At 46.5% G+C, this 25,861-nt stretch carries 26 protein-coding genes, 1 other RNA gene and 2 pseudogenes; 9 read left to right on the plus strand and 20 right to left on the minus strand.

Features of this window, described 5'->3' with window-relative positions:
• Nucleotides 1–9 precede the first annotated feature (9 nt).
• Both speB and speE read right to left on the minus strand, forming a co-directional pair.
• Nucleotides 10–888 (minus strand): agmatinase, encoded by an 879-nt coding sequence (gene speB / locus J9317_RS19330; RefSeq protein WP_211561640.1) that lies wholly within the window; start codon nucleotides 886–888, stop codon nucleotides 10–12.
• Nucleotides 889–943: 55 nt separating this feature from the next.
• Nucleotides 944–1,774 carry a spermidine synthase gene (speE, locus tag J9317_RS19335; protein WP_211561642.1) on the minus strand — a complete coding sequence of 277 codons (831 nt, stop codon included), beginning with the start codon at nucleotides 1,772–1,774 and terminating at the stop codon, nucleotides 944–946.
• 236 nt (nucleotides 1,775–2,010) lie between these two features.
• Here speE and J9317_RS19340 point away from each other — a divergent pair, with 236 nt between their 5' ends.
• Nucleotides 2,011–4,077 (plus strand): transglycosylase domain-containing protein, encoded by a 2,067-nt coding sequence (locus J9317_RS19340; RefSeq protein ID WP_211561644.1) that lies wholly within the window; start codon nucleotides 2,011–2,013, stop codon nucleotides 4,075–4,077.
• Between the two features lie 36 nt (nucleotides 4,078–4,113).
• On the opposite strand, the gene J9317_RS19345 is transcribed toward J9317_RS19340, so the two are convergent.
• Both J9317_RS19345 and J9317_RS19350 read right to left on the minus strand, forming a co-directional pair.
• Complete coding sequence (locus tag J9317_RS19345; RefSeq protein ID WP_211561646.1) at nucleotides 4,114–4,623, minus strand: YwhD family protein; 510 nt, start codon at nucleotides 4,621–4,623, stop codon at nucleotides 4,114–4,116.
• A gap of 13 nt (nucleotides 4,624–4,636) precedes the next feature.
• Nucleotides 4,637–5,302 (minus strand): site-2 protease family protein, encoded by a 666-nt coding sequence (locus J9317_RS19350; protein WP_211562519.1) that lies wholly within the window; start codon nucleotides 5,300–5,302, stop codon nucleotides 4,637–4,639.
• A 133-nt stretch (nucleotides 5,303–5,435) separates the two neighbouring features.
• On the opposite strand from J9317_RS19350, the gene thmT reads away from it, so the two are divergent.
• Nucleotides 5,436–5,621 carry a 2-hydroxymuconate tautomerase gene (thmT, locus tag J9317_RS19355; protein WP_211561648.1) on the plus strand — a complete coding sequence of 62 codons (186 nt, stop codon included), beginning with the start codon at nucleotides 5,436–5,438 and terminating at the stop codon, nucleotides 5,619–5,621.
• A 62-nt stretch (nucleotides 5,622–5,683) separates the two neighbouring features.
• Nucleotides 5,684–6,448, plus strand: coding sequence for an arylamine N-acetyltransferase family protein (locus J9317_RS19360; protein WP_211561650.1), 765 nt, complete (start codon nucleotides 5,684–5,686; stop codon nucleotides 6,446–6,448).
• 670 nt (nucleotides 6,449–7,118) lie between these two features.
• Here the strand turns inward: J9317_RS19360 and J9317_RS19365 are convergent.
• The 3 genes from J9317_RS19365 to J9317_RS19375 all read right to left on the minus strand — a co-directional run bounded on the left by J9317_RS19365 (nucleotide 7,119) and on the right by J9317_RS19375 (nucleotide 9,366).
• Complete coding sequence (locus J9317_RS19365; protein WP_211561652.1) at nucleotides 7,119–7,625, minus strand: YwgA family protein; 507 nt, start codon at nucleotides 7,623–7,625, stop codon at nucleotides 7,119–7,121.
• Nucleotides 7,626–7,657: 32 nt separating this feature from the next.
• Complete coding sequence (locus J9317_RS19370) at nucleotides 7,658–8,965, minus strand: HD domain-containing protein (RefSeq protein ID WP_211561654.1); 1,308 nt, start codon at nucleotides 8,963–8,965, stop codon at nucleotides 7,658–7,660.
• Between the two features lie 176 nt (nucleotides 8,966–9,141).
• A complete protein-coding gene (locus J9317_RS19375) occupies nucleotides 9,142–9,366 on the minus strand; it encodes a YuzB family protein (protein WP_211561656.1) in 225 nt (74 codons plus the stop codon).
• 242 nt (nucleotides 9,367–9,608) lie between these two features.
• On the opposite strand from J9317_RS19375, the gene J9317_RS19380 reads away from it, so the two are divergent.
• Complete coding sequence (locus tag J9317_RS19380; RefSeq protein WP_284143287.1) at nucleotides 9,609–10,379, plus strand: RsfA family transcriptional regulator; 771 nt, start codon at nucleotides 9,609–9,611, stop codon at nucleotides 10,377–10,379.
• Nucleotides 10,380–10,439: 60 nt separating this feature from the next.
• Here the strand turns inward: J9317_RS19380 and lipL are convergent, their stop codons facing one another.
• Complete coding sequence (lipL, locus tag J9317_RS19385) at nucleotides 10,440–11,282, minus strand: octanoyl-[GcvH]:protein N-octanoyltransferase (protein WP_211561658.1); 843 nt, start codon at nucleotides 11,280–11,282, stop codon at nucleotides 10,440–10,442.
• 585 nt (nucleotides 11,283–11,867) lie between these two features.
• Nucleotides 11,868–12,842, minus strand: a complete 975-nt coding sequence (pta, locus tag J9317_RS19390; RefSeq protein WP_211561660.1) for a phosphate acetyltransferase — start codon at nucleotides 12,840–12,842, stop codon at nucleotides 11,868–11,870.
• A gap of 267 nt (nucleotides 12,843–13,109) precedes the next feature.
• Here pta and hemQ point away from each other — a divergent pair, with 267 nt between their 5' ends.
• A complete protein-coding gene (hemQ, locus tag J9317_RS19395) occupies nucleotides 13,110–13,859 on the plus strand; it encodes a hydrogen peroxide-dependent heme synthase (protein ID WP_431190714.1) in 750 nt (249 codons plus the stop codon).
• A gap of 34 nt (nucleotides 13,860–13,893) precedes the next feature.
• Here hemQ and J9317_RS20700 read toward each other — a convergent pair whose 3' ends face one another.
• Nucleotides 13,894–14,511 carry a hypothetical protein gene (locus tag J9317_RS20700; RefSeq protein WP_249292253.1) on the minus strand — a complete coding sequence of 206 codons (618 nt, stop codon included), beginning with the start codon at nucleotides 14,509–14,511 and terminating at the stop codon, nucleotides 13,894–13,896.
• A 147-nt stretch (nucleotides 14,512–14,658) separates the two neighbouring features.
• Between J9317_RS20700 and J9317_RS19405 the strand changes: the two are divergent.
• Together J9317_RS19405 and gerQ are read left to right on the plus strand one after the other, a co-directional pair.
• Nucleotides 14,659–15,089 (plus strand): annotated as a pseudogene (locus J9317_RS19405) (cell wall hydrolase).
• Nucleotides 15,090–15,247: 158 nt separating this feature from the next.
• A pseudogene (gene gerQ, locus J9317_RS19410) lies at nucleotides 15,248–15,750 on the plus strand (spore coat protein GerQ).
• A 378-nt stretch (nucleotides 15,751–16,128) separates the two neighbouring features.
• Here gerQ and J9317_RS19415 read toward each other — a convergent pair.
• The 4 genes from J9317_RS19415 to ssrS all read right to left on the minus strand — a co-directional run bounded on the left by J9317_RS19415 (nucleotide 16,129) and on the right by ssrS (nucleotide 18,550).
• Nucleotides 16,129–16,500 (minus strand): DUF423 domain-containing protein, encoded by a 372-nt coding sequence (locus J9317_RS19415; protein WP_211561668.1) that lies wholly within the window; start codon nucleotides 16,498–16,500, stop codon nucleotides 16,129–16,131.
• Nucleotides 16,501–16,593: 93 nt separating this feature from the next.
• Complete coding sequence (locus J9317_RS19420) at nucleotides 16,594–17,883, minus strand: purine/pyrimidine permease (RefSeq protein ID WP_211561670.1); 1,290 nt, start codon at nucleotides 17,881–17,883, stop codon at nucleotides 16,594–16,596.
• A gap of 42 nt (nucleotides 17,884–17,925) precedes the next feature.
• Nucleotides 17,926–18,231, minus strand: coding sequence for a YwdI family protein (locus J9317_RS19425; RefSeq protein WP_211561671.1), 306 nt, complete (start codon nucleotides 18,229–18,231; stop codon nucleotides 17,926–17,928).
• A gap of 122 nt (nucleotides 18,232–18,353) precedes the next feature.
• Nucleotides 18,354–18,550, minus strand: a non-coding RNA gene (gene ssrS, locus J9317_RS19430) — 6S RNA.
• Nucleotides 18,551–18,715: 165 nt separating this feature from the next.
• Between ssrS and J9317_RS19435 the strand changes: the two genes are divergently transcribed.
• Nucleotides 18,716–19,063: a YflT domain-containing protein gene (locus J9317_RS19435; RefSeq protein WP_211561672.1), complete on the plus strand. Its 348-nt coding sequence runs from the start codon at nucleotides 18,716–18,718 to the stop codon at nucleotides 19,061–19,063.
• Between the two features lie 52 nt (nucleotides 19,064–19,115).
• On the opposite strand, the gene J9317_RS19440 is transcribed toward J9317_RS19435, so the two are convergent.
• Both J9317_RS19440 and J9317_RS19445 read right to left on the minus strand, forming a co-directional pair.
• The gene (locus tag J9317_RS19440) at nucleotides 19,116–19,790 is read right to left on the minus strand and encodes a uracil-DNA glycosylase (protein ID WP_211561673.1); all 675 of its coding nucleotides are present in this window, start codon (nucleotides 19,788–19,790) and stop codon (nucleotides 19,116–19,118) included.
• A 17-nt stretch (nucleotides 19,791–19,807) separates the two neighbouring features.
• Entirely contained in the window at nucleotides 19,808–20,629 is an 822-nt protein-coding gene (locus J9317_RS19445; RefSeq protein WP_211561678.1) for a glycosyltransferase family 2 protein, read from the minus strand.
• Between the two features lie 139 nt (nucleotides 20,630–20,768).
• On the opposite strand from J9317_RS19445, the gene J9317_RS19450 reads away from it, so the two are divergent.
• Complete coding sequence (locus tag J9317_RS19450) at nucleotides 20,769–21,089, plus strand: YflT domain-containing protein (RefSeq protein ID WP_211561680.1); 321 nt, start codon at nucleotides 20,769–20,771, stop codon at nucleotides 21,087–21,089.
• 104 nt (nucleotides 21,090–21,193) lie between these two features.
• Here the strand turns inward: J9317_RS19450 and J9317_RS19455 are convergent, their stop codons facing one another.
• From J9317_RS19455 to galT, 4 genes are all read right to left on the minus strand, one after another.
• The gene (locus J9317_RS19455; RefSeq protein ID WP_035407930.1) at nucleotides 21,194–21,463 is read right to left on the minus strand and encodes a GlsB/YeaQ/YmgE family stress response membrane protein; all 270 of its coding nucleotides are present in this window, start codon (nucleotides 21,461–21,463) and stop codon (nucleotides 21,194–21,196) included.
• Between the two features lie 445 nt (nucleotides 21,464–21,908).
• Complete coding sequence (locus J9317_RS19460) at nucleotides 21,909–22,166, minus strand: GlsB/YeaQ/YmgE family stress response membrane protein (protein ID WP_211561682.1); 258 nt, start codon at nucleotides 22,164–22,166, stop codon at nucleotides 21,909–21,911.
• 136 nt (nucleotides 22,167–22,302) lie between these two features.
• Nucleotides 22,303–24,297, minus strand: coding sequence for a beta-galactosidase (locus tag J9317_RS19465; RefSeq protein WP_211561684.1), 1,995 nt, complete (start codon nucleotides 24,295–24,297; stop codon nucleotides 22,303–22,305).
• 20 nt (nucleotides 24,298–24,317) lie between these two features.
• Nucleotides 24,318–25,853 carry a UDP-glucose--hexose-1-phosphate uridylyltransferase gene (gene galT, locus J9317_RS19470; RefSeq protein ID WP_211561685.1) on the minus strand — a complete coding sequence of 512 codons (1,536 nt, stop codon included), beginning with the start codon at nucleotides 25,851–25,853 and terminating at the stop codon, nucleotides 24,318–24,320.
• Nucleotides 25,854–25,861 lie beyond the last annotated feature (8 nt).

Raw genomic sequence — 25,861 nt, forward strand, 5'->3', positions numbered from 1 at the left:
GTTGTTCGTTTATCGTTTTTGAACCCAGCCTAAAATCATTTCGCGAATCAGCTTGCTTGCGGTGTTCGCTGTTTGCTCGGATGGATCGTAGATTGGGGCAACTTCTACAAGGTCAGCTCCAACCACTTTGACTTCAGAACGGGCGATTTCATGGATGGATGCAAGCAATTCCTTGGAAGTGATGCCGCCTGCGTCTACGGTTCCCGTTCCAGGAGCGTGAGCAGGATCCAATACGTCAATGTCGATCGTTACGTATACCGGACGTCCGGCAAGCTGCGGCAAAATTTCTTTCAGAGGCTCGAGCACTTCGAATTTTGAAATGTGCATGCCTGCTTCCTTTGCCCATTGGAATTCTTCCTTCATTCCGGAACGGATTCCGAAAGAGTACACATTTTCAGGTCCGATGTGTTCAGCAATTTTACGGATCGGAGTGGAATGGGAGAGCGGCTCTCCTTCATATTCTTCACGAAGGTCCGTATGTGCATCCATATGAATGATGGCCAAATCCGGATATTTCTTCGCGACAGCTTTCATGACAGGCCATGATACAAGATGCTCTCCGCCCATGCCAAGCGGGAACTTGTCCGCTGCCATAAGCCCGTCAATGTACTCCTCAATCATGTCAATGCTGCGCTGCGGGTTGCCGAACGGCAAAGGGATGTCGCCGGCGTCAAAGTATTTAACCTCTTCCAGCTCACGGTCTAAATACGCGCTGTACTCCTCGAGGCCGATGGACACTTCGCGGATGCGGGACGGGCCGAATCTTGATCCCGGACGGTAGCTCACGGTCCAGTCCATTGGCATGCCGTAAATAACCGCCTCGCTTTCCTCATAAGACGGGTGGCTTTTAATAAATACGTTACCTGAATAAGCTTCATCAAATTTCATTTTTCACCCTCCAATTTAGGAAAGGGCGTTCGGTTAAACGCCCTTTTGATTCATCTTATTTCGTTAAGTCCTGTACAAATTTCGGCAGCACGAAAGCTGCTTTATGAAGCTCTTTTGTATAGTATTTTGTTTCAATTTCGTGGAAACGGTCTTCCGGCACTTCAAGCGGATTGTATTTTTTTGATCCGATGGTGAATGTCCACATACCGCTTGGATACGTTGGGATGTTTGCGATATAAAGGTTAGTAATCGGGAAGATTTCGCGGACGTCGCGCTGTACGTTGCGGATCAAATCAGGCGTGAACCAAGGGTTGTCCGACTGGGCAACGAAAATTCCGTCGTCTTTTAGCGCTCTTGAAATACCAGCGTAGAAGCCTTTCGTGAAGAGGTTTACAGCCGGTCCAACAGGCTCTGTGCTGTCTACCATAATCACGTCATACTCGTTTTCGCTCTCAGCAATATGAAGGAAGCCGTCTCCTACTTTTACGTCTACGCGGGGATCATCAAGCTTCCCGGCGATTTCCGGCAAGTATTTCTTGGAGTACTCGATTACTTTTCCATCGATATCAACAAGCGTTGCTTTCTTCACGCTTGGGTGCTTCAGGATTTCGCGTATAACTCCGCCGTCTCCTCCGCCTACTACCAGAACGTTTTCAGGATTCGGGTGAGTGAAAAGAGGAACGTGCGCAACCATTTCGTGATAAACAAACTCGTCCTTTTGAGACGTCATGACCATGCCGTCCAAGTACAGCATGTTTCCGAACTCCTCGGTTTCTACCATTTCAAGGTGCTGAAATTCCGTTTGTTCTGTATGTAAAGTGCGTTTAATTTTCATCGTGATTCCAAAGCTGTCAGTCTGCTTCTCTGTATACCAAAGTTCGGACATGTTTTGATCATCCTTTCAAGTATGTGTTGTCATTTCAGAGACCATCTTGTTTGTACACAGTTTAACCTACCCCAACCGCCTAAAACAAAACCCTATCTCAACCTCTAAAAAAGTATAGAGGAATCCTGCAAAAATGCAAGAAATTTTTAAGGACTATCGGCCCCCGACTGTTTAGAAATACAGATCTTTTTCCATAATGGTAAGAAGAGATTTAAGACGAAACGGGGTGTAAAAAAATGAACGTGATCCATCCTTCAAGAATCCGCCGGACAATTAAACTGGTTCGCGCTTTATTTTTCATCGGCTTGATGCTGCTCGCATTGATGTCCATAGCCGCGGGCATGGTTCTGCTTACTGCCAAGCTGCAGGGGCCTCCGTCTTTAAACGTACCACAGTCAACCATTCTATTTGCAAGCGATCAGTCAAAATTGGGAGAAACGCATTATGGGGAAAAACGCTATTGGACGAACCTTGAGGATATTTCCCCGTATGCGGTTAAGGCCACTTTAGCTATAGAGGACCGCCACTATTTCGAACATCACGGATTTGATTTTAAACGGATTGCCGGAGCGGCATTAGCCGATTTGAAAGCAATGGCCAAAATTCAGGGTGCCAGTACGATTACACAGCAGTACGCCAGGAATCTTTATTTAAGCCATGACAAAACATGGACAAGGAAACTGACGGAAGCTTTTTATACGGTTCGCCTAGAGGTGAACTACAGTAAGGATGAAATACTTGAAGGCTATTTAAATACTATTTATTACGGGCACGGGGCGTACGGGATTGAAGCGGCTTCGAAAACGTATTTCGGGAAAAGCGCTAAAGAATTGACGCTTGCCGAAGCGAGCATGCTTGCCGGGATTCCTAAAGGACCAAGCCTATTCTCTCCTTTTTTAAATGAAAAAAGAGCAAAGGAGCGGCAGAAACTGATCCTCAGCTCGCTTGTCAGTGCAGGTGCCATCAAACATGAGCAGGCAGTTTCAGCAGAGCAGGAGCCTCTTATTTATGCAGGGCCGAAGCCCGAGGAGGAAGCAAAAACGGATGCTCCCTATTTTTATGATCAGGCATTGAAAGAAACGGCCCGGCTGCTTGGTGTTGAACAGGGTGCCCTATCGACCCGCGGCTTAAAAATTTACACTACGCTTGATCCTGTACTTCAGCAAAAAGCTGAAAAACAGGTGAAAGACGTCATTGATCCCGATTCCGCTATCCAGACAGGGCTGATTTCCATCGATCCGAAAACCGGAGCGGTACGGGCAATGGCAGGAGGACGGGACTATGATAAGAGTCCATTCAACCGGGTAACACAAGCCTTCAGGCAGCCCGGCTCGACAATCAAACCGTTCCTGTACTATGCAGCCATCCAAAACGGTTTCACGCCATCTACTATGATGGTCAGCAAACCGACAGTCTTTGAATACGATTCGGGAAAATCATCGTATAAACCAAGCAACTACAATGACTACTATGCAAACGGGCCGATCACTCTCGCCCAGGCGATTGCCCTCTCAGATAACATTTATGCTGTTAAAACCCATCTGTTTATCGGACCGGAAAAGCTCGCTGAGACCGCTCGATTGGCAGGAATAACCAGCAAGCTTCCTGAACTTCCATCGCTTGCACTTGGAACAGCGCCGGCGAGGCTTGAAGAAATGGTGAATGCTTATGGAATGCTTGCCAATGGAGGAAAAAAAATCAGACCGGTGTATGTAACAAGGATCGAGGATGGAACCGGAAATGTTCTCTATAAAGGGAATGCAGCGGCTGGGAAACAGGTTTTAAATGAAAAGGCAGCCTTTGTGACAACCCAGCTGATGATGGGAATGTTTGATACGAAGCTGAGCTCTTATACCTCTGTAACAGGCGGGCAAATCGCCAAAAAACTGACGCGTTCCTACGCTGGCAAATCCGGCACAACCCAGACAGACAGCTGGATGATCGGCTACAGTCCGGAGCTTGTAACGGGAGTGTGGACGGGCTACGACCGCGATAAGGCTCTGGAGCAAGTCGAAGAGCGCGCCTATGCAAAAAACATTTGGGCCGGGTTTATGGAAGATGCATTACGTGAAAAACCGCTGAAGGAGTTCAAGCCTCCCGAAGGTGTTACCGGCGTCTACATTAACCCGGAGAATGGCAAGCTTGCCGGTCCCGGCTGTCCGGTTAAGCGTTTTGTTTATTACCTGGCCGGAACCGAACCGACAGAAATGTGTACGGATCATCTGGATCATAAAACAGCGCCCGGGAAAAAGCATGAGAAAAAGAAGGAAAGCTTCTGGAAGAAATTAAAATTTTGGGATTAGAAAAACCGAGCGGCGAACTGCTCGGTTTTCTTTATTTCAAGCCTTCAAATCTTCCTTCAGCTTCGCCTCTGAACGCTGCCACATTCCGGCATCGTGGGATATGAGGAATTGGGCTAGAATCTCTTTGGATTTCTCATCCATATGCTCGACCATGATTTGCCGTTTCATGGATTTATCCATTTTATTCACATGCTCGGGAAGGGATTTATAGCCTCTTCTGATTTCCCGGTTGACGGTCATCTCACAGGCTGTCACACCGGCGTAGTAAGGTCCTTCCGGCTTGCGGTCGATGGTTACCCAGACCAGCCAGAATGGTTTTGCATCCGGTACATCCTCTTTATTCGGAAGGAATTTAATGCCTTTTTCAACCACACTGCGGGCATGCATCGCCCCGATATCGACAAACGCTTCCCCTTCATTTACGTCCACGAAAACCGGAGAGATGTTATCGAGGCTGAGCGCTCCGACTCCATAGCCTCCATGCCCGTCTGTAGGGTCACTTTTAATTATATTAAAGCCTATGCTCTTTTTCTTTTTTTCTTCCATTGTAAAAAGCCTCCTAAAACAGCGGGTTTAATATCCCATAAAAAAGATTCATAACTAAATACCTGCCCGTTTCCAGAAACGGCCAAACCGTATACTGATCGAGAGGTGTAACGAATAATACAATAAACACAATGAATCCGTACGTTTCAAACTGCGTCATTCTAGGTCTCCATGTCCTTGGAGCCAAATCCTCCAGTATCCGGTAACCATCAAGGGGAGGCAGCGGAAGCAGGTTAAACAGGAATAATGTCACGTTTAAGCCGACAAAAATATCAAAGAAGTTTTTCAATGCATCCGTGACTGGAGGGGAGAAGCTTTCAGCCGTTCCCGATACGAGGAGGATGCTCCATACAGCCGTGCCTAAAAAGGCCATCAGCAGATTGCTCACCGGCCCTGCAACAGAAACCAGCACCCCTGCAAGTCTTGGCTTTTTAAAGTAAAACCGGTTAACCGGAACAGGCCTCGCCCATCCAAAACCGGCAAGTAAAATCAGGATCGTACCGAAAGGGTCCAAGTGGGCAATCGGCGACAAGGTTAGTCTGCCCTCATTTTTCGCTGTCGGATCCCCAAATTTATATGCAACATAGGCATGTGCAAATTCATGCACCGTAAATGCAGCCAGCAGGGTAAGGATAACATATGGCAGCACTTCTAAATCAAAGGCCAAAAAACTGAGAATATCTTCCACGCACACTTCTCCTTTGACACATAATCACTGCATCTATTTTCTGATTAAAGTATACTATATTTAAGGATGAATATCAGTCTCAAGTTCTTATGGATTCAAACAATTGTAAAGGAGCGATTCTAAAATGCCGTACATAACTGTAAAAATGCTGGAAGGCCGTACAGAAGAGCAGAAAAAAGCCCTCGTTGAAAAAGTAACGGCCGCTGTATCTGAAACCACTGGAGCAGCCGAAGACAAAATCGTCGTTTTCATTGAAGAAATGACGAAAAACCACTACGGTGTTGCCGGAAAACGTTTAAGCGATATGTAATCATGATAAACGGCTTACCGAGTGATCGGCGGGCCGTTTTTTAGATAAGGAGGAATAAACAGATGAAACTGCATCCGTCATTTCTAAAAAGAATCGGCCTGAAAGACAAAGGACGCTTACAATTTCGCGACCTTGAGACTATTTTAACAGCCTTTTCATATCATATTCCATTCGAAAACCTCTCGATTCTGCAGAACAAAAGAACTCCACTCGATGCGGAAGCCCTCTCCAATAAAATCATTGAGCAGAAACAAGGCGGAGTTTGCTACGAATTAAATCCGATTCTGTACTATTTTTTACTGGAGAATAATCTTGATGCCCAGCTTGTCCAGGGAACCGTATTCAACCATGAGGCACAGGAATGGAGCCTAAGCGGTACCCACGCCGCTGTCTTAATCCGCACAGGAGAAGGCTCCTATATTCTGGACGCTGGATTTGGAACGAATGTCGCTCAAAAGCAGATTCCGATGAATGGCGAAATCATAGAATCATCTGCAGGCCAATTTCGAATCATAGAAAAAGAGACGAGCGAAGGCAGCCATCTGCTTGAAATGAAGCTTGCGGAGGATGCCTGGAAAACGGGGTACGCTTTTAACGCAGACAGCCAATTGAATCTAGCTGACCTGCAAGACATGCAGGCAAAAATCCACGAACACCCTGACTCTCCGTTTAATAAGAAGCCGCTGGCTGCAATGAGGATGGAAGCTGGTTTTAAAACGTTATCCCCGTCATCCTTTTCGGTAACGGAGGGCGGTCATACAGATAAGCACGGAATTTCTGCTGTGGAATTTGCGGAGATTGCTGAGAGAGAGTTTGGTTTGCACTGACCCTTGCTCTGCTAATGGATTTGCAGATAATAAGCGGCGCGGGTTCCTGACCCGCGCTTCATTAGTGAACTAAAGCTCCGGCACCCGTTTTTTTAACCCTTGCCGGGAAAGGCTTTAAAGAGTATTGCCTCTGTCCCCGGCTGCGGTGAAGCATGTGGGGACTGGCACCGTGCCTGACCCGCTGCCTATTAGTGAGATAAAGCTCCGGCACCCATTCTTCAATCTCTTGCTGGGCAAGGCTTCAAAGAGTATAGTCTCTGTCCCCGGCTGCGGTGAAGTAAGTGGGGACTGGCACCGTGTGACGGTTAAAAGGTTTACAGAGTGCGAGCATGGTTTTTGCACTGACCCTCACTATGCTAAAGCACTAAACCTCCGCCCCCTCACTCTTCGATCGTGGATCTGGCGCTGGCTAGCCCGTTTTTTGCTCTGGCCCCCACTGCGGTGATTCAATGGGGGTCAGTGCAATGCACTGACCCCCGCTCTGCTAAAGCACTAAACCTCCGTCCCCTCACCCTTCGATCGCCGATCTGGCGCTGGCTGACTGATTTTTTGCTCTGGCCCCCGCTGCGTTGATTCGATGGGGGTCAGTGCAAAGGGCACCAGACCCTGTAAACCAGGCGGTGATTAACAGAAAAAACGAGGCCAATCCATTGGATCAGCCCCGTTTACCTTAATGCTTTGTTTTCTCCTTCAGCGCTTCCACATACGTGTACGCCTCATCCACTTCTTCTTCTGTGTACTTCTGTTTGCTTTTAAGGGTAAACACCTTTTCCTTTACTTCTTCCCGCTCGAGACTGTCAAAATACAGGACGGTGGATACGAGTTCAAGGAACCGGGCGGATTGACCGTTCAAGTCGGTCATGCAGGCGTCGAGGGGCGGAATATCAAGGTCATGGTTAGCCAAAAATTCATTTCCGGATTCGGTCAGATTGTAGCGGTATTGATAATAGCCGCCTTTCTTTTCCCGAACTTCATCTACAAATCCAAGGTTGCACAGTTCTTCAATCCTGAGGGTCAGTTCCTCAGAGTATGGTCCGTAAAAGTGAAAATCATATTTTTCATAAAATGGATAATCGATTTTCTTCGCAATGTAGATCATTTTTTGAAGTTTCTTCCGTCCAATGACTTCTCCGGCCGACGAAAACACCTTCAAGACTTTTGCGTGTTCGTTAAGCAATTCCCCGTCATCTCCTAACTCCGTTTTTCTCTCTATCTATTCAGATTGAGCAGTTCCATAATCTTTTTCTTTGCCGTTCGCTTTGTTGATAAATCTTCTATGAGGTCACGCGGAAAATACAGCTTGTGGTCCGTTCTTCTTTTTCCGGAAATGGCGTCTACGATTTCCGACTGTCTGGACAATTCCCTGACTTCGCCGCTTGGCATAAGCAGATGAATGGGAAGGCGTTCTTCCTCTTCTCCAGGACGGTAAAAATCGTACGGCAGATCGGATGAAGAATCCAGGACAAGGTAATATTCAGGGTCGATTCCCGCTTTCTTAAACAGGGCTTTCAGCTCCATCAGCTTCATCATCTGTTCATTGGACGGGTTGAATTCAACATATTTAAATAGATTCCGGTTCAAAAACCGGCGGCACAGGTCTGAGAGAATTTCATCTTCCTCCTCTTCCCAAGCCTGAAAATAAAAGAGAATGACAGATTCATCCAGTTTCAAATAATCCTTCAAGGTGACTTCGTCTTCAAATAATGAGTAGAAGTGAACAGGTTCCTGTTTAAAGGAATAATACTCTTTATGAAGCTGCTTCGCACGGTGAAGGATTTTCGTTAATATGACTTCCGCACTTCGTGTAACGGGATGGAAATAAACTTGCCAATACATTTGATATCGGCTCATGATGTAATCTTCTACAGCATGCATTCCGCTGTATTTAATGACAACCTGATCCTCTCTCGGCCTCATGACGCGAAGAATCCGCTCCATATCGAAATGACCATAGCTCACTCCTGTATAGTAGGCATCACGCTGCAGGTAATCCATTCGGTCGGCATCAATCTGGCTTGAGATTAATGAAACCACCTGTTTATTGGAGTAGGTTTTAGCGATGACCTCTGCCACTTTTTTCGGGAAGTCTCTGCCTTCCGTTTTCAGTACCCGATTGACCTCGGTATCTTCTAGAATAATTCTGCGGGTAAAGTCTTCATGGTCCATATGGAAAACCTTTTCGAAGGAATGGGAAAATGGCCCGTGTCCCAGGTCATGCAGCAAAGCCGCACAAAGACTGACAAGGCGTTCTTCCTCGTTCCATTCTGGTCTTCCATTGAAGACGTCATCAACGATCCTCCGGACAATTTCGTATACTCCCAGAGAATGATTCAGCCGGCTATGCTCGGCCCCGTGAAAAGTAAGATAGGTTGTGCCAAGCTGGCGGACTCTCCGCAGACGCTGAAATTCAGGCGTGCCGATCAGGTCCCAAATCAGCTTGTCCCGGACATGAATATAACGGTGAACCGGGTCTTTAAATACCTTTTCTTCGGACAATTTACCGTTGCGATTTGCCATTCTTTTCCCTCTTCCGTTTTACTTGTATCCATTATAGCTGTTTTCAAGGTTTAGCTGAATGAAAAAATTCTATATTTTGAAATCGAGGGCATAGTCATGTATTGCCCTATTTAGAGGTTGAATAATCGGAATAGCAAAAAGAAAAAAATCACCAAGGCAAAAAAATGCCCGGCGATTTATTTGTGCAGTTTTTTTTCAATTTTATCCAGCAGTTCATCCTCGCTCAAGGCTGAAATCGGACGGTTATTTACGAATGCAAACGATTTTTTTCTGCCCGGTCCGCAGTATGATTGGCAGCCGATATCAATTGCTGCATCGGGGTCCGCTTTTTTCAAGCGGGGGACAAGCGTTTTTATGTTGGTTGCCTGGCAATCGTCGCAAATACGAAATTCATTCGCCATGAATCCCCATTTCCTTTCTTTAATGAAAATTTCTATAGTAAGAGCTAGAGCCCTTATTGTCTTTTTAAACACTAAGGGCTATTTTACCCCGATTATTCCCCTCATGCAACCTCAGAAGGAATTCAATCATCTTCCGAAACTTTCAAAATTTTTCTATTATCCTTTCAAAAAAATGTATAAAAGATTTTAAATCCGGACATTCTGTTAGCAGGAAAACATTACAGTTAATGGGAGTTGAGATCATGAAACAGAGACAGGATGCCTGGTCTGAAGAAAATGACCTGCTGCTTGCCGAAACCGTTCTGCGTCATGTACGTGAAGGAAGTACGCAGCTGAATGCATTTGAAGAAGTTGGAGATAAATTAAACCGCACATCCGCCGCTTGCGGATTCCGCTGGAACGCAGTCGTTCGCCATCAATATGAGAAAGCGCTGCAGCTTGCGAAAAAACAGCGGAAACAAAAAATGAGAGCACTTGGAAAAGGCCAGCCGGCTAAGAAAAAGCTGCTCTACGCACCGCCTGAGGCACCATCTGCAGCGGTTAAGCCCGTATATAAAGAGGAGTTCGCAGAGGAGCAAACCTATGAACCTGCTATTTCATCCTATACAGCACCTGTGCATGATGAAGAGCTGGACTACGAGGAATTGAATGGGGTTTCCTATACAACCCTTAAACAGCCTGCTAGTTTACCTGTATCAGCAGGAGCAATTACGATGGATCAGGTCATTTCGTTTCTTGAGACATACGAAAGCCGGGCGAACCACAATACCGCGCTTAAGCAGGAAAATATCCGCTTAAAGCGTGAGCTGGAAGAGCTTTCAAGACGGAATGAAGAACTGGAAATCAAAATTGCTAAAATGGAAGAGGATTCTGATACAATTCAGGAAGACTACGAAACACTAATGAAAATTATGAATCGCGCAAGAAAGCTGACCCTGTTTGAAGAGGAAGACCGTTCCGCTCCAAAGTTCAAGATGGACCGGAATGGAAACCTTGAAAAAGTAGCCGAATAACCCTTTGCCCCCTCCCCCTATTTAATATAGAAGACGCTCCCGTTTCGGGGGCGTCTCTTTTTAGGAAATCCCTATTTTCTTGTTTCTTTCTATCATCCGGGTTAAGTTTTTCTCGAAAATCAGCTGCTCCTCCATAGAAAGAGAGGAAGAAAAAATCCGTCCGCTTAGGTTTTTCAATGCTGTAAGGAGTTTGAGCATCACATCCTGAATGCTCATCTCCCGTCCGAAAAGCTCGCTTAAAGACGCCATTACTTCCGGAACAATGACGGGGTATTCAAACTTTGTCGCCATTCCCTTCAGACTCTTATCGTAAAAATTCCGGATAACCTCCGCACGGTCCGATCCGCTGCCGGTGACGCAAAGATAAATTTGCACAGCAACTCCGTTTCGGAGACGCCTTTGTGATATTCCCGCGAACTTTTTGCCGCCTATGCTCAAATCATAGCTTCCGGGGCAATAGGAGCCCGTGATCTCTTTTGCTTCTATGGCAAATGCCTGCTCGGGGAACATCACCTTGATCAGCTCCCACATGGCGTCATATCCTCTGTTTATATCAATTCCTTTATCTGTTTCAGGGAAAATAAGAGAGATGTTCAGCACCCCTTCATCCAGTACAACAGCGAGGCCGCCTGAATTCCTGACGACTGTGCGGTAACCTTGAGAGGTTAAATACTTAATCCCTTCTTCAATAAAAGGCAGCCGGGAATCCTGTATCCCTAAAACAATGGTGTCGTGATGAACCCACGTCCTGGCCGTCGCAGGGGACGCCAGAGATCCAGCTGACGTGCAAAGAGTGTCATCATAAGCAAATGACTGCTTTGCGTCAAATTGGGGTCCAAGACTGGACTGATCCAGTATCCTCCATTCAGGCTGCATTAATAGGCTTAAAGACTTTTCTGTCATGGTCATGTAATCCTTTCTATCCGATCGTTATGCAGTGTTTTTATTATAGCATGAACTATTCGGTGCAGAAAAAGGGAGTGGCACTTCCTCGGTTAGGGGAGAACTGCTGCAGCGGGGTTGACTCTTCTGTGGTTAGCGGAGCCATCTGCGGCAGCGTGGCGGGGCCATCTGCGGCAGCGGGGCGGGGCCATCTGCGGCAGCGGGGCGGGGCCATCTGCGGCAGCGGGGCGGGGCCATCTGCGGCAGCGGGGCGGGGCCAGTCCCCTGCAATTTTACCGTATTAAAGCTCCGGCACCATCTCTTCAAACCGTTGATACATAAGGGCTCGCACTGTGCAACCTCTGTCCCCCGCTGCGGTGAAGCATGCCGGGACTGGCACCGTGCCAGTCCCCCGTAATTTTACCGCATTAAAGCTCTGGCACCACATCTTCAAACCGTTGATACAGAAGGGCTTGCGCTGTACGGCCTCTGTCCCCCGCTGCGGTGAAGGATGTCGGGACTGGCCCCTCCCTAAAAGGGAACCCCCTAAAAAAAAGAGCCGGCACCCAAAGGATTTCCCACCCTTTTAGTCCGGCTCACTTATAATTATTGTACCGTTTGTCCTGCTGTTATAAGAGAAAGCTTGTAGACGTCCTCTGCACTGCAGCCGCGGGATAGGTCATTTACCGGGATGTTCAGGCCTTGAAGGATCGGTCCGACTGCTTCGAAGTTTCCTAAACGCTGAGCGATTTTGTAGCCGATGTTTCCTGCTTCAAGGCTTGGGAATACAAATACATTCGCATCGCCTTTGATTACGGAATCCGGGGCTTTCTTTTCTGCTACAGATGGAACGAATGCCGCATCAAACTGGAATTCGCCGTCAAGTACCAGGTTTGGAGCCAATTCTTTTGCGATGTTTACTGCTTCTGAAACTTTTTCCGTTTCGGGAGATTTAGCTGATCCCTTAGTTGAAAAGCTCAGCATCGCAACGCGCGGTTCGATGTCAAACATGCTTGCTGTATTCGCACTTTCAACAGCAATTTCAGCCAAATCCTGAGCGTCTGGAGCAATGTTAATGGCACAGTCAGCAAATACGTATTTTTCGTCTCCGCGGACCATGATGAATACGCCGGATGTTTTTTTCACGCCTTGCTTTGTTTTGATGATTTGAAGTGCCGGGCGAACGGTATCGGCTGTGGAGTGAGCTGCTCCGCTTACCAATCCTTGAGCTTGTCCAGTATACACAAGCATCGTGCCGAAGTAGTTCTCGTCTTTCAGAATTTCACGCGCCTGCTCTTCTGTCGCTTTTCCTTTACGGCGTTCAACAAATGCCTGAACCATGTCTTCAAAGCCTTCGAAGCTGTTCGGGTCTTTAATTTCAACACCATCAAGCTTTACATTCAGTTCAGCCGCTTTCTGCTCAACCTCCTGCTTGTTTCCAATCACGATTGGCTTTAATACGCCTTCTGCAGCCAGACGGGATGCTGCCTCAAGAATACGCTCGTCTGTTCCCTCAGGAAGAACGATTTTTATATCTTTACCGGTAACTTTTTCTTTTAACGTTGCAAACAAATCTGACAAATGAATGCCCTCCTTATTTAGTGCCTCTAATGCTTCCTAGTTTAGGATACTTTACTCAGCAGGAAATTCAAGTCATCTCCCTTTATGACAGCGTTATCAGTGAATAATTCTTTATTTTCAAAACTGAATGACTTTTTATCCGTGCCCCTTTTCCATCTTTTATCATCCTTGTTTTCTACAAGTTTTATTCACAGAGCTAAGAGTTAATTTATGATATAGTTAGGTTAGAATACATAGTGAGAATAGGAGTGGATGGACTTGAACGAAATGCCAAAAAACGAAGCTGCACAAACGCTTGACGGCTGGTACAGTCTCCATGATTTCAGAACGCTTGATTGGGCAGCATGGAAAATGCTTACGGGCGATGAGCGCGAAAGGATTGTCCGCGAATTTACAGGTCTTCTTGAAAAATGGGGCGCTGTTGAGAAAGCAGGAAAAGGCAGTCACGCCCTTTACAGCATTGTCGGACAAAAAGCAGATTTCATGATGATGATTTTAAGACCGACTATGGAGGAATTAAACGAGATTGAAATGGAGTTTAACAAATCCCGTCTTGCTGAATTCACTCTTCCTGCTTTTTCTTATGTGTCCGTTGTCGAGCTAAGCAATTACCTTGCAGGCGAAGGCGATCCTTACGAAAACCCTCAAGTCCGGGCACGATTGTATCCGGAGCTTCCGAAAGCAAATCACGTTTGCTTCTATCCAATGGATAAGCGCCGTCAGGGCAATGACAACTGGTACATGCTTCCGATGGACGAGCGTAAAAGCCTGATGAGAAGCCACGGCATGATCGGCAGACAATATGCGGGTAAAGTAAAGCAAATCATCTCCGGCTCAGTCGGCTTCGATGATTATGAGTGGGGCGTTACGCTTTTTGCAGATGACGTTCTTCAATTCAAAAAATTAGTGTATGAAATGCGTTTTGACGAAGTCAGCGCGCGCTACGGTGAATTCGGTTCCTTCTATGTAGGGAATATTCTCTCCGCTGAAAAAGTACCATCATTTTTTCATATTTAATGAGAAAAGCTCTTTCCCACGGGAAAGAGCTTTTTTAACGTGCGGTAAACTGATTCCGGCTGTCATGATCCCAGTTTTCCCCGCGGTATCCAGTATGTCCCTCCTCATTAATGAAGCAGGGCAAAACCTCATGGACAATACCTGATACTGCATTTTGTGTAAAAAGGATCGTAAATCTCATTTTGGTTGCATCCGTCTGGGCAATTACCGAATTGTGAGGCGTCAGGCTGTTTGAGGGAAGCAGGCGATCGTTCATCGCCATTGTTCCGATTCCTAAGGGCCGGGGTTGGCTGACTCTTATCCAGTAATTTGTCATTTTTACGGCAGAGGCTGGCTCACAGGGGCGGTCAAACACCATTTCGATTTGATTCGCTGCAGTTTGTTTCGCTTCAAGCAGCTTAGGAACCGCTGATACGATATTTAAATCCTCAATTCGGTAGCTGACTCCTGTTTTAAGAAATTTGTCTCCCCTCAGCCGGTAGCTTCCATTGCCGCTGCTTCTCGCCCGAAAGCTCGTTCCATCATCTCCGGTAAGGGTTAAAACCGGTGCAGCCGAAACCAATCCCATGAATTGAATTTCGCTTAGCGTAATCATATTTGCCCTGACCTGTCTGTAGGCCAGCGAATTCCCGCTTCTGTAAAATCCCATCATTTCAGCCGCCCCCTTTTAATCCTAGCCTATGAGGCATTTATCGTTTTTTGCCTTCTTTAAAAAAAGAATAATTCCGCTTCGTTTCTCATACTATGTGTGATGAGAATAGCGTTCAGTCTTTTTCAATCTCTTCTTAGGGGTGGAGGCATGGCTGTTGTTCCTTACAACGTCAAAGAACTGAAGATCTTGCAAGACTGATGAGGGCGGAAGGTGAAGGAGACGGCCCGACAGGCATGCTTCTGGTCGGAAACGCGGGGGTAAACCGGGTCAGAGCTGACTGTCTGGATTTCAAAAAAATTTCATCAATTGAAAGAATGATATTTCAGCGTCCAGGCGGGTTTGAAGCGACTCAGAGAGGCTACTTTTATCAAAGAGCACGTTCCAGTGAAATCGATCTTGCCAAAAAGGTCATTGCCGGCAACCGATACCGTCCAGGGGAATACTCCCTCTGGTTTTTCAGGCCAGGCGGTAACTGCCCTGGCACCTGGTACAATCAGGCAAACTCCGGATGCTACAAATCACACTGCTTTTACAACCCGAGCCAGCCAGCCTGTGCCTCCGTTTATTCGACGCGCTAAGATTATGAGAATGAGTGAAAAGGGGGATTTATATGTTATTCAATAAAAAGCAAGGGAACGGCGGACAGCAGCAGCAGGACGCCTACCCGTATCCGGCATACGGCTACGAGGCCGGATACGATGGTTCCTATGATTACCGGGCTTATCATCCGTTTGCGATGCAGGGACAGCAGGGGCAAGGGCAAATGCAGCAAGGACAGGGACAGCCCGGAATGGGCGGTATGCAAGGACAGGGACAGCCCGGAATGGGACAGCCGGGAATGGGCGGTATGCAAGGACAGCAGCAGGGGCAAGGCGGTATGGGGGCATGCAGGGCCAGCAAGGACAGGGACTTCAGGTTCCGCCTATGCAGTCCCAGCCTTCCCCCTCTCAAAGCATACCCGGCATGCTTCCGCTTGAAGAATCCTATATCGAAAACATCCTGCGGCTGAATCGCGGAAAAACAGCCACTGTTTATATGACGTTCGAAAACAACAAAGAATGGAACGCCATGATTTTCAAAGGAACCATCGAAGCGGCGGGCCGCGATCACATTATTTTGAGTGATCCGCAGACTGGCAGACGGTTCCTGCTGCTGATGGTGTACCTGGATTACATTACGTTTGATGAAGAGATTAATTATGAATATCCGTTTGGAATGACAGCTTCTTCGCCGCGATAATGGGTGAGTAGTTGGATTGGCACTGTAACGTTAACGGTGCGCGCGCGGGTAGCACTGACCCTCAACGCTTCACCGCAAGCGGGGTCAAAGGCAGCTCCTTGCGACCCTTTGAGAGAGTAAGGCGGAGACAGGATGGGGACGGAGCTTTAGTCCTTTATTAGAGCGGGGGTCAGTGCACTGCACTGACCCTCAACGCTTCACCGCAAAAGGGGCCAAAGACAGCTCCTGACAAACCTTTGGGAGAGTAAGGCTTAGACAGAATGGGGACGGAGCTTTAGTCCTTTATCAGAGCGGGGGTCAGTGCACTCGCCGATCGCACAAAATGCAGATTTCAAACCTCAAAAAAGGGCGGTGCCAAATGCACCGCCCTTTCCCTATTCACAGAAATTTAAATGCAGCAACCACGATCATGACCCATGAGGCAAGGAAGCATAGTCCCCCAAGCGGTGTAATCGCGCCAAGTACGCTGATTTGGGTAACAGCCAGCACATAAAGGCTTCCGGAAAAAAGAATGATTCCTGCGAACATGATCCAGCCTGCCCAAGTGACCAGTCCAGCCTGAGATATTTTGTCTGCAAGAAACGCAGCAACGAACAGGCCTCCTGCATGGAACATCTGATATGTGACCGCTTTTTCCCAGATGGCGATGTATTTCTCAGGGATTTTCCCTTCCAATCCGTGCGCTCCAAAAGCACCGAGCGCTACAGCTAAAAAGGCGTTAACTGCGGCAAGGATAATAAACAGCTTCATTTCGACCAGCTCCTGTTATGAAATCGTCTCTTTTCATCTTACCCCACGGGTACCAACTTTCCAACTGCCGCTCTATTGAACGTTTTGTGACGGTTACGTCTTCTTTCCAAACCTCATTGTCAGCTGATCGACGATAATCGCGATGTTGGTTCCTAAAATCAGGCCATTGTTGAATATGGAAATCAATACCGGCGGGAATCCTTCAAATGCATCAGGCGGAACATACATCGCTCCGGTTCCTGTCAGCAAAGCAATCCCCATCGTATAGAGCATTCGATCTTTATTTGTCGTTTCATTCAGCTGCCTGAGAGCCATTCCTATCATTCCGGAGAATACGACAAACTGGACAGCAAAGCCTACCGGTGCAGGAAGGGCAGCAAACAGGTTTAATACGAGCGGAATCATACTCATAGCGATGACGAGCAGGTTGGCTATAATAAACGGAAGCCGGGCGCCATTTCCGGTTGTCGTGATGAATCCAGCGGCTCCGGAGATCGGGACAGGCCCAACCGCTCCCGTCAGGCCGCTGATTCCGTGGCTGATTCCGGCAAAAATACCGGCTCTTCTTCCGCGTCCATGCTCATCTTTTTCATCCTTGTTTAATGCTTTCACTGCCTGCTCGGCTACTTTAATGCTCGCCAGCATATTGGCAATCAGCAGCAGGGTAATAAAAAAGGCGGTGACAATCATGCCTGCATTGAAAACAGGCGCCCCAAATGGAAACAGGACGGGAAGGGAGAACCAATCAGAAGTCCCTTTAACCGGCTTGGCTAAGCCGAGCAAAGCAAAAACTCCCCATCCGGCGACCAGACCGATCAAGATGGAATATTGCTTGAAAAATTGCCGCTTCATCCGGCTCAGGAAAAATGTGAAAAGCAGGATTGCCGCTGCGGCCGCGAATACGGCCGGATCCACCTTTGAGCCTCTGTAGCCTACTCCCATGATACCTTTCACAATGGAGCCGCTCAGCTGGAAAACAAGGAGGAGCAAATACGTCCCTGTGACAAGCGGAGTAAACAGCTTGGCTAATTTATCAACAAGTCCGAAGAGAGCGAACAGCAGGAAAAAACCGCCGCTCATCAAAAGGGCGCCCTGCAGGTTCTGCAGCGTATCTATGTAGCTCGCAAACAGGGTGCTGCTAAGTCCTGCATAAATGGAATACACGCCCCACCATAGTCCAGCCGGCCCTTCATTAATTGGCAGTCTGTGCCCAAAAAGCACCTGCATCAACCCTGCAAGACCAAGCACAAATAACGTGCTTTGAATCAGGATAGCCGTTTGGCTTCCATCAAGCTGATAAAGCTGGCCGATCGCAATCGGCACTACAATCGTAGAAGCAATGATAAAGAACACCCATTGAAGGGCCGATAATAGCAATTTCATAACTTGGATTCCTCCATTAAAAAAAGCCGAAAAAACGGCTTATTAAAAATCAAACAGGGATGAGCCATTGGCTCCTTCATCTTTTAAACGTTCACCGGTACCAAGAGACTTTTGAGAAGGAGGCTTGGATATTCCCATCATTTTCTGAAGCTCATATTCGCTGACTCCGCTCTCTGATACGGTCTTCGGCTTCTCGGGATAGCGTGCCGGTTCCTGATCCAGGACGACATCGCAAAGGCTTTTAATCACGAGAAGCTTTTCACGGATGGCTTGATCGGAATCGGATATTCTCGCTTCTCGAAGCTCGGTTTCCATTTTGTTCAGAAGCTGGTGTATTGAAATGTCCATTTCGACCCTCCTTCTCTTTATATGCGTTCTTTTATTTTACCATTAAAAACTTAACGATGCAGAGGTGCGCGGAATCAATGAAAAACCAGCCTCGCAATCGGAAGCTGGTTTAGAAGTTAAATTAAGTAGCCGCTTTTGCCGTAACTCATTATAAGAAAGTTTTAAACCACCACTTCTCCAAGTGGGTGTTCGCAGAAACGCTAAATGACGTCCTCCTTGTCATATAGACGAAGGCTTGCCATTTTCGCTTCAATGTAAAACTCCCTATTACAGCTTAAAGGTTAAAACTTTATTATCATTACGAACAATGCAGCTAGTTACCATATAGTACATCATTCTTTTCATTAACACAAGCGGTTTGATCTACCAGCCAAACATCATTAAAATAAATAGTCCAAAAGAACCAAAAGGCTATTCAAAGGTTTTAATTATCCTTATTCGTGCTAAATGAATAGTGGACAACAAAACCAGGAGGCGACAAGAAATGAAACCAGTAGTTAGAGAATATACAAATGATGAAACATTGAAAAATGATGTTTTGGAATTAAAAGCACAAGGTGTAAATCCGAAAGATTTATACGTACTTTCTCATGATGATGAGCGTACAAACCGTGTAGCAGGCAATGCCGATGCCAACACAATCGGACTTTCAGAAATGGGTCTTGGCACCGCAGTAGGCAACATGTTCAGCAAAAAAGGCGACGAGCTTCGCGCAAAACTTCAAGAAGTAGGCTTCTCTGAAGCAGAAGCTGAGGCTTATGAAGAAAAATTAGATCAAGGGAAAATCCTTTTGATTGTAACCGATCATGAGCGGGCAAAATCCCTGGTATAAGTAATGCAGAAAAGGCTGGCGCAATGCCAGCCTTTTTTTATGTCTTAAAACTCTATTTTTCTATACACCAGTCGATTTCCCTCAATCCTTTTTCCCTTAAAAATGCATTGGTTCTTGAAAATGGCCTGCTGCCGAAGAACCCGCGGTTTGCTGAAAACGGACTAGGATGGGGAGATTCAATGACCGTATGCTTCGTGAGATCAATAAGCTCTTTTTTTGCCTGCGCATGTTTTCCCCAAAGGATAAAAACGACAGGCTCTTCTTTATTGTTTAAACTCCGGATGACTTCATCCGTAAACCGCTCCCATCCGAGACCCTTATGGGAGTTCGCTTCCCCTTTTCGAACTGATAATACCGTATTTAATAACAGAACACCTTCTTCGGCCCATTTGATGAGGGAACCGTGATCAGGTTCTGTACAGCCAAGATCTTCCGCCAATTCTTTATAAATATTTTTCAGGGAGGGCGGTTTTCGGACACCTTCCTTTACCGAAAAGCTTAATCCGTGGGCCTGTCCCGGTCCATGATACGGATCCTGGCCAATGATGACGGCCCTTACGCTGCTGAACGGCGTCAGATGCAGGGCGTTGAAAAGCTCATAAGGATCCGGATAAACCGTTCCATTTTCGTATTCCTGCTTGAGCTTTTCCCTAAGTGAATGGTAGTATTCTGCTGAAAACACATCTTCTAATTCATTCCACCAGTCATTCTCTATGAGCTGCTTCATGTAATCACCCCGACTTGCTATTTGGCTAATGAATTCTCCTGGGCGAGCCTGGAGACGATTGGCATACCGTCCCAAATAATCTCGCTCGAGGATTCAAGGCTCTTGATTTCCGGTTCTTCAAGAAGAGTAGAAAAGTTCTTAACCTCAAGCTCTCCCAGATCGTGCTTGTCTGCAAAGATATTTAAAAATCCTTCTCTTACTGAGTTCAGCTGGGCGGATTGATTGTCTCCCTCTCCATCAAAGGAATAAATGACCCCCGCAACAGGAACGCGTTTTACGATATGTTTCTTCATGACTCTGAGAATGAAGTCCCAATCCCAATAGTTATGGACATCCAAATCAAAATAGCCAATTTCCTCATGCAGCTTCCTTTTATATAGACTTCCGGACGGTACGTAAGTAGAGAACCTCTTCATATTCTGCGGATCATACTGATAGGCAAACAGTCTCCTCTCCTGAGGGAACCGGATAAACCGCTGCCATTTAAACCGGACAATTTCAGCGTCTGAATACACGAGGTCGGCCTTATCCAGCGAGCGGGACATTCTCTCCAGATGGGAAGGCATCAGCAGATCATCGTCATCGCACAGCATAATGGCGTCTCCTGTCGCCTGCCTCACGCCCAGATTTCTTGCTGTAACGTGTCCTCCATTTTCCGTCAGATGCTGAATTTGAATGGGAAGTTCAGGATACATTTCCTGCAGCCTGTCCACTCGTTCACCTGCATCGTTCACAATAATAATTTCGTGCGGCTTCAGAGTCTGCCGCAATAGGCATTCCATTAACTCGGCAAGTGCCCATAAACGGTTATAGGTGGTCACAACGACAGAAATTTTCATTTAGAGATCCCTCACTTACGTTTCTTATGTTTTCATTAAATCATATATTGCGCTTGATATCACCTTTCAGCCGGTTAGTTTTTGCAGCTGATGAATAGGGTAAAGGTTGATATCACACAGTCTTGAGGAGGAAATAAGCATGAAATTATTTGTTGTGGAAAACGGTGTTCAGGCCACTGAGAAAGTGAAGGACTTGGAAGAACAAGGCATCAGCAAAAATTCCATTTTTTTATTCGCTCAGGATGAAGAGCGGTCGAAGCACCTGACAGAAAACACAGATACGAGCAAAATGAACACACTCGATAAAGGGCTTTTTAATACAATGGCGAACGCATTCCGTTCAAGAACAGAGGAATTAACATCCAAGATGGCTGCGCTTGGTGTCAGCCAGAATGAATCCTTAAAATACGAGGAAGAGCTTTCAAACGGACGAATCGTGATCCTGGCGAAGGAAAAATAATATCAGGATTAATTTTATTGCCATTTTTTGCACATAAAAGAAGACTAACCCTTTGCCGGGTTAGTCTTTCAATTAGTAAGTTTTGCTATACAGGATACTGATTATTAATGATTGTGCGCTCTTCTTGAACCGCCCATCTTTCTCATAACGAGCTGTACGATAAATACAACGATGGCTGCACCGATAATGGCAGGAATGATTGCAAATCCTGCAATATCAGGACCCCATGTTCCAAATAGACCGTGACCTAACCAAGCGCCTGCAAAACCTGCGATGATCGAACCGATAATTCCTCCAGGCATAGAGCCTTTCACTAGAAGGTCTCCGATCCACCCGATTACTAATGCTACAATGATTGATACGATAAAGTTCATAAGATTGACACTCCTTTAGGTTTTATTACTCTATAGATTCCTCTTAAATACTACTTTAAAACCTATTAAACCTTGAATTTCGCATAAATGGTTCTAAATACCTCATTCAGATTCCTTATATTACCTTTAAGTAGTTTGAAAGATTCAAAAATGGACTTGCCTGTCCCACTGCCCCCGCAGGAGTCTCATGCCTTCCTCTCCAATCAACAGGTGTTAAAAAATCAGCATAATGCTATAACATAGCTATTAATAAAAAGAACAATTGTAAAGTCCGCTTTTTTTCATACCGGGGAAGAGTTTATAGAAAAGGATGATGTAACTGGGGGGCATTGAAGAATCCGACTCACTAAATTCATTTCCTTTTTAGAAAGGCTTCATCATTAAATTCATAAAAAAAGACCAACCCTCTGACGGATCAGTCTTTCAGCTCGCATATTCAGCTTGTTTACAATGGCCTTCTTCTGGTCGCTTTGAAGATTAAACCTGTAAGAAATACGACGATGGCGGCACCGATGATTGCCGGAATAATGTAAAATCCTGCAATTTCAGGGCCCCATGCTCCAAGCAGTGCACTTCCGAGCCATGCACCCGCGAAGCCGGCAATGATTGAACCGATGATGCCGCCGGGCATGGTGTTTTTAACAAGCAAGTCACCAATCCAGCCAATTACTAATGCCACTAATATAGATACGATGAGGTTCATAATTTTTTCACACCTCCAGATTTTCGTACTCTTTATTCATACTCTTCATAATCCTTGTTTATTCGATTTATATAATAAACAGGCTATACTGCTCATACCAAAAAAAAACCGCTTCTCTGCAGAAGCGGCAATTCTCTTATTCTTTTTTTAGCAATACAGAAGCAAGCGGTGCCAGTTTAAGAGTGCCTTTTATTTTTTCATTTGTTGCACAATCGATATAATTTCCTTCCGGAAGGGCGATTTCTGCTGGATGATCGACGGAGTGATTCATGGCACTCAGGAATTTTTCGCGGCGAACCACTTCAACCTCTTTTTCCGTTTCAATCACTTCAGCTCCAGCCTCTTGGAAGATTTCTTTGTACAGGGCTGTCAGCATGGTTTCTTCAAGGGCGGTACCGATATAATAGACCGTTCCTTTGCCATACTTGTTTTTTGTAACAGCAGCTGTGCCTTTATAGAAGCAGTCATCATATTCAGCAAGCACTTCAGCTGTCACAGGGTCAATCAGGTCACACCATACCGTCGCAGCGGACTCTAATCCGCTAAGACTTCCTTTTACCCCATTCACCTTATTTTGCTGGCCGGTTTGCAGAGATTCATATTCATTAATCGTAATCCCCGTCATTTCTGTCAGCTCTCCAGGCAGGGTTTGGCCTGTAACAAAATTGTTCGGTTTTTTTACACCTGAACGGTAGCTGAATACGACGGTTCCCCCGTTTTCTGCATAGCGTTTCAGTTTTTCAGTGAAAACCGGATTTTCAAGGAAATAGATTGGGACAAATACAGCCTTGTATCCTTCGAGGCTGCTGCGGCTGTTCACGGCATCCGTTGCTACGTTGAGCTTGTGTGCAGGTGTATAATGCCTTAAAAGCTCCTGACGGTGAGAGAACGCGCTGCTTTGAGGCTGAATGTTCCACGCCCAGGCATTTTCTGTATCATAGTAAACCGCTGCCTGTGCTTCATATTTTGAAGCGATCCAATCATCGCCGTGTTCCTTCAGCGAATCAATGACTTCCTTTACTTCGTTGTATTTTCGTTTAGGAATGCCATCATGATCCAGAATTCCATGGCAAAATTCCTCTGTTCCAAAATGGGCCGCACGCCACCTGAAATAAACAATCGCTTCTGCTCCTCTTGAGATTGCCTGATAGGTCCATAGCTTAATATGACCAGGTCTCGGAAGGTAGCCGATTTTACTCCAGCCCTGTGCACCGGAGAGTTCTTCCATTACCCAATAGCCTTTTCCGTTTTTCGTTCCCCGGCACAGGTCGTGCTGATGGGCAATTGCTGACGGAGACACTGGTTCTGCGAGTCCGCCCCAAACAGGGTAGTTGTCGTACGAAACATAATCCAAATCCTCAGCCATATCCCATTGATTGATCGCTTGATCCGTATACACAAAGTTATGGGTTAAAAACTGATCCTTGCTGATATTGGCTCTTAAGCAATCTGTTTGAAGCTTGTTGTAGCTTGTGTAAGCATCCGCGCAAAAGCGGTCGAAATCAAGCAGCAGGCTTGGATTGTGTTCCTGGAGAACCTTGCGCGGAACCGGAATTTGAGACCAGTCAGTGTACGTTTGACTCCAGAAAACAGTGCCCCAGTTTTCGTTCAGCTGATCGAGCGTTCCGTATTTTTTCTCAAGCCACGTCTGGAAGGCTTTGCGGTCTTCCTCTCCATAGCTGCGGTCCGATTTTTCATGTCCGTATTCGTTATCGGTCTGCCAGCCGATTACGTCCGGATGCTGTCCGTAATGCTTTGCCATCTCAGTTACAATCTTCTTTGTGTATTCACGGAAAATCCGGCTGTTCACCGTGTAATGCCTTCTTGCCCCAAAAGAGATCTGGACCCCATTCTCATCTGTCGGCAGAATTTCCGGGTGCTTTTGAATGAGCCATGCCGGCGGCGTCGCAGTCGGTGTACCAAGCACCACCTTGATTCCGCTTTCAGTCAGCAGCTTAATCGCCCGGTCATAAAGAGAAAAATCGCAGCGGCCTTCCTCCGGCTCCATCAGCTGCCAGCCAAATTCGGCAAGCCTTACCACGTTGACGCCAAGCTCCTTCATGAGCCTGACATCCTCCGGCCATCTTGTTTCAGGCCATTGCTCAGGGTAGTAATCCACTCCGATATACATACTCCAACACTCCAGTCTGCTTATAGTAAGGCGGGAACTCCCCCCGTTTTTTCAATAAATGCTGTGAATGCAGCTATTCCTTTTTCATTTCGTTTGAAAACACCCGCGTGCTCAAGGATGACTGCAAATACTCTGCCTAATTCCTCCTGCAGAACCGCATAGCTGTTTTCGCTTGTCACGCTGCAGCGCTCCTTAATTTCCAGAGCCCATTCAAGGTGCTGCTTGAGTTCCGGATGCTGAGTGATTTGCTCTGCTGCGAATTCAGAGGGCAGCAGCTCCGCAAGCTTCTGCATTTCCTCCGTCAGCCTGCCCGGCAGAACGGCCAGCCCCATCACTTCAATCAGTCCTATGTTTTCTTTCTTAATATGATGAACCTCCTGATGAGGATGGAAGATCCCCATTGGATGCTCGTCACTCGTCCGGTTGTTGCGGAGAACAAGATCAAGCTCAAATAGTCCTCCCCTTCGCCGTGCGATCGGTGTAATCGTATTATGCGGTTCATCCCCTGTTGCAGAAATGACGTCAGCATCCGGATCGGAATAACCCTTCCACTCGTTGAGCAAATATTCCGCAGCCCGGACAAGCTCTCCTTTATCCGTCCCTTGAAGCCTCAGCACAGACATCGGCCATTTGACGATTCCCGCTTTAATCCCAGGGTATCCAGGAAAGGAAAACGTCTTTTCCATTTCCGCTTTCGCCATCGGAAAGTCGTGACGGCCTCCCTGAAAATGATCATGACTGAGAATCGATCCGCCGACAATTGGAAGATCTGCGTTTGAGCCAAGAAAATAATGAGGATACTCATCTGTGAAATCCAGGAGCCTCACAAAAGTTTCTTTTGAAATACGCATTGGTTTGTGCTCTCCCGAAAGCACTATGCAATGCTCGTTATAGTAAACATAAGGAGAATACTGCAGATACCATTCTTCCCGATTAAGCGCCACAGGAATAATCCTGTGATTTTGCCTGGCGGGATGATTCAGTCTTCCCGCATACCCGGTATTTTCCTTGCAGAGCAAGCATTCCGGATAGCTGCTGTCCGCTAGATTTTTAGCGGCCGCAATCGCTTTTGGATCCTTTTCAGGCTTAGATAAATTAATAGTGATTTCCATTTTCCCGTAAGGAGTTTTCGAATACCAATGCTGATTTTTCGCAATGCGGTCGGTCCGGATGTAATGAACATCCTGAGATGACTGATAGAACGCGTCTGTCGCAGCTTCGATTCCTTCCCTTGCTGCCGTTTCCCGGAATCTGCGGATTACTTCAGACTGGGATGGAGTCAGACAGCCCATCAGCTTCGTATCAAGCAAATCCCGATAGGTCACAGAGTCCGCTTCAAGCCTTCCGTTTTCAGCTGCCCAATCGAGGATTTTCTGCAGGATAGGCACCGGGGTGTCCGGAACCTCACCTAAGGACGCTTCTGTTTTTTCCCCGTTTAAACCAAGTACTTCAAAAAGCTTATTTCTTACGAGATCCAAATCCCATTTTGAAACGAGCTTTCTCTCAATTCCGAATTGAAGCAGTTCCTCCAGGTGAGTGTAAATTGGATTTGCCATGACATTCC

Source organism: Metabacillus flavus (assembly GCF_018283675.1).
GTDB classification, from domain to species: Bacteria; Bacillota; Bacilli; order Bacillales; family Bacillaceae; genus Metabacillus_B; species Metabacillus_B flavus.

Coding starts and splice junctions, on each gene's coding strand:
- speB (WP_211561640.1), bottom strand. CDS start 888: ATGAAATTTGATGAAGCTTATTCAGGTAACGTATTTATTAAAAGCCAC.
- speE (WP_211561642.1), bottom strand. CDS start 1,774: ATGTCCGAACTTTGGTATACAGAGAAGCAGACTGACAGCTTTGGAATC.
- J9317_RS19340 (WP_211561644.1), top strand. CDS start 2,011: ATGAACGTGATCCATCCTTCAAGAATCCGCCGGACAATTAAACTGGTT.
- J9317_RS19345 (WP_211561646.1), bottom strand. CDS start 4,623: ATGGAAGAAAAAAAGAAAAAGAGCATAGGCTTTAATATAATTAAAAGT.
- thmT (WP_211561648.1), top strand. CDS start 5,436: ATGCCGTACATAACTGTAAAAATGCTGGAAGGCCGTACAGAAGAGCAG.
- J9317_RS19360 (WP_211561650.1), top strand. CDS start 5,684: ATGAAACTGCATCCGTCATTTCTAAAAAGAATCGGCCTGAAAGACAAA.
- J9317_RS19370 (WP_211561654.1), bottom strand. CDS start 8,965: ATGGCAAATCGCAACGGTAAATTGTCCGAAGAAAAGGTATTTAAAGAC.
- J9317_RS19375 (WP_211561656.1), bottom strand. CDS start 9,366: ATGGCGAATGAATTTCGTATTTGCGACGATTGCCAGGCAACCAACATA.
- J9317_RS19380 (WP_284143287.1), top strand. CDS start 9,609: ATGAAACAGAGACAGGATGCCTGGTCTGAAGAAAATGACCTGCTGCTT.
- lipL (WP_211561658.1), bottom strand. CDS start 11,282: ATGACAGAAAAGTCTTTAAGCCTATTAATGCAGCCTGAATGGAGGATA.
- hemQ (WP_431190714.1), top strand. CDS start 13,110: ATGCCAAAAAACGAAGCTGCACAAACGCTTGACGGCTGGTACAGTCTC.
- J9317_RS20700 (WP_249292253.1), bottom strand. CDS start 14,511: ATGATGGGATTTTACAGAAGCGGGAATTCGCTGGCCTACAGACAGGTC.
- J9317_RS19415 (WP_211561668.1), bottom strand. CDS start 16,500: ATGAAGCTGTTTATTATCCTTGCCGCAGTTAACGCCTTTTTAGCTGTA.
- J9317_RS19420 (WP_211561670.1), bottom strand. CDS start 17,883: ATGAAATTGCTATTATCGGCCCTTCAATGGGTGTTCTTTATCATTGCT.
- J9317_RS19425 (WP_211561671.1), bottom strand. CDS start 18,231: ATGGACATTTCAATACACCAGCTTCTGAACAAAATGGAAACCGAGCTT.
- J9317_RS19435 (WP_211561672.1), top strand. CDS start 18,716: ATGAAACCAGTAGTTAGAGAATATACAAATGATGAAACATTGAAAAAT.
- J9317_RS19440 (WP_211561673.1), bottom strand. CDS start 19,790: ATGAAGCAGCTCATAGAGAATGACTGGTGGAATGAATTAGAAGATGTG.
- J9317_RS19445 (WP_211561678.1), bottom strand. CDS start 20,629: ATGAAAATTTCTGTCGTTGTGACCACCTATAACCGTTTATGGGCACTT.
- J9317_RS19450 (WP_211561680.1), top strand. CDS start 20,769: ATGAAATTATTTGTTGTGGAAAACGGTGTTCAGGCCACTGAGAAAGTG.
- J9317_RS19455 (WP_035407930.1), bottom strand. CDS start 21,463: ATGAACTTTATCGTATCAATCATTGTAGCATTAGTAATCGGGTGGATC.
- J9317_RS19460 (WP_211561682.1), bottom strand. CDS start 22,166: ATGAACCTCATCGTATCTATATTAGTGGCATTAGTAATTGGCTGGATT.
- J9317_RS19465 (WP_211561684.1), bottom strand. CDS start 24,297: ATGTATATCGGAGTGGATTACTACCCTGAGCAATGGCCTGAAACAAGA.
- galT (WP_211561685.1), bottom strand. CDS start 25,853: ATGGCAAATCCAATTTACACTCACCTGGAGGAACTGCTTCAATTCGGA.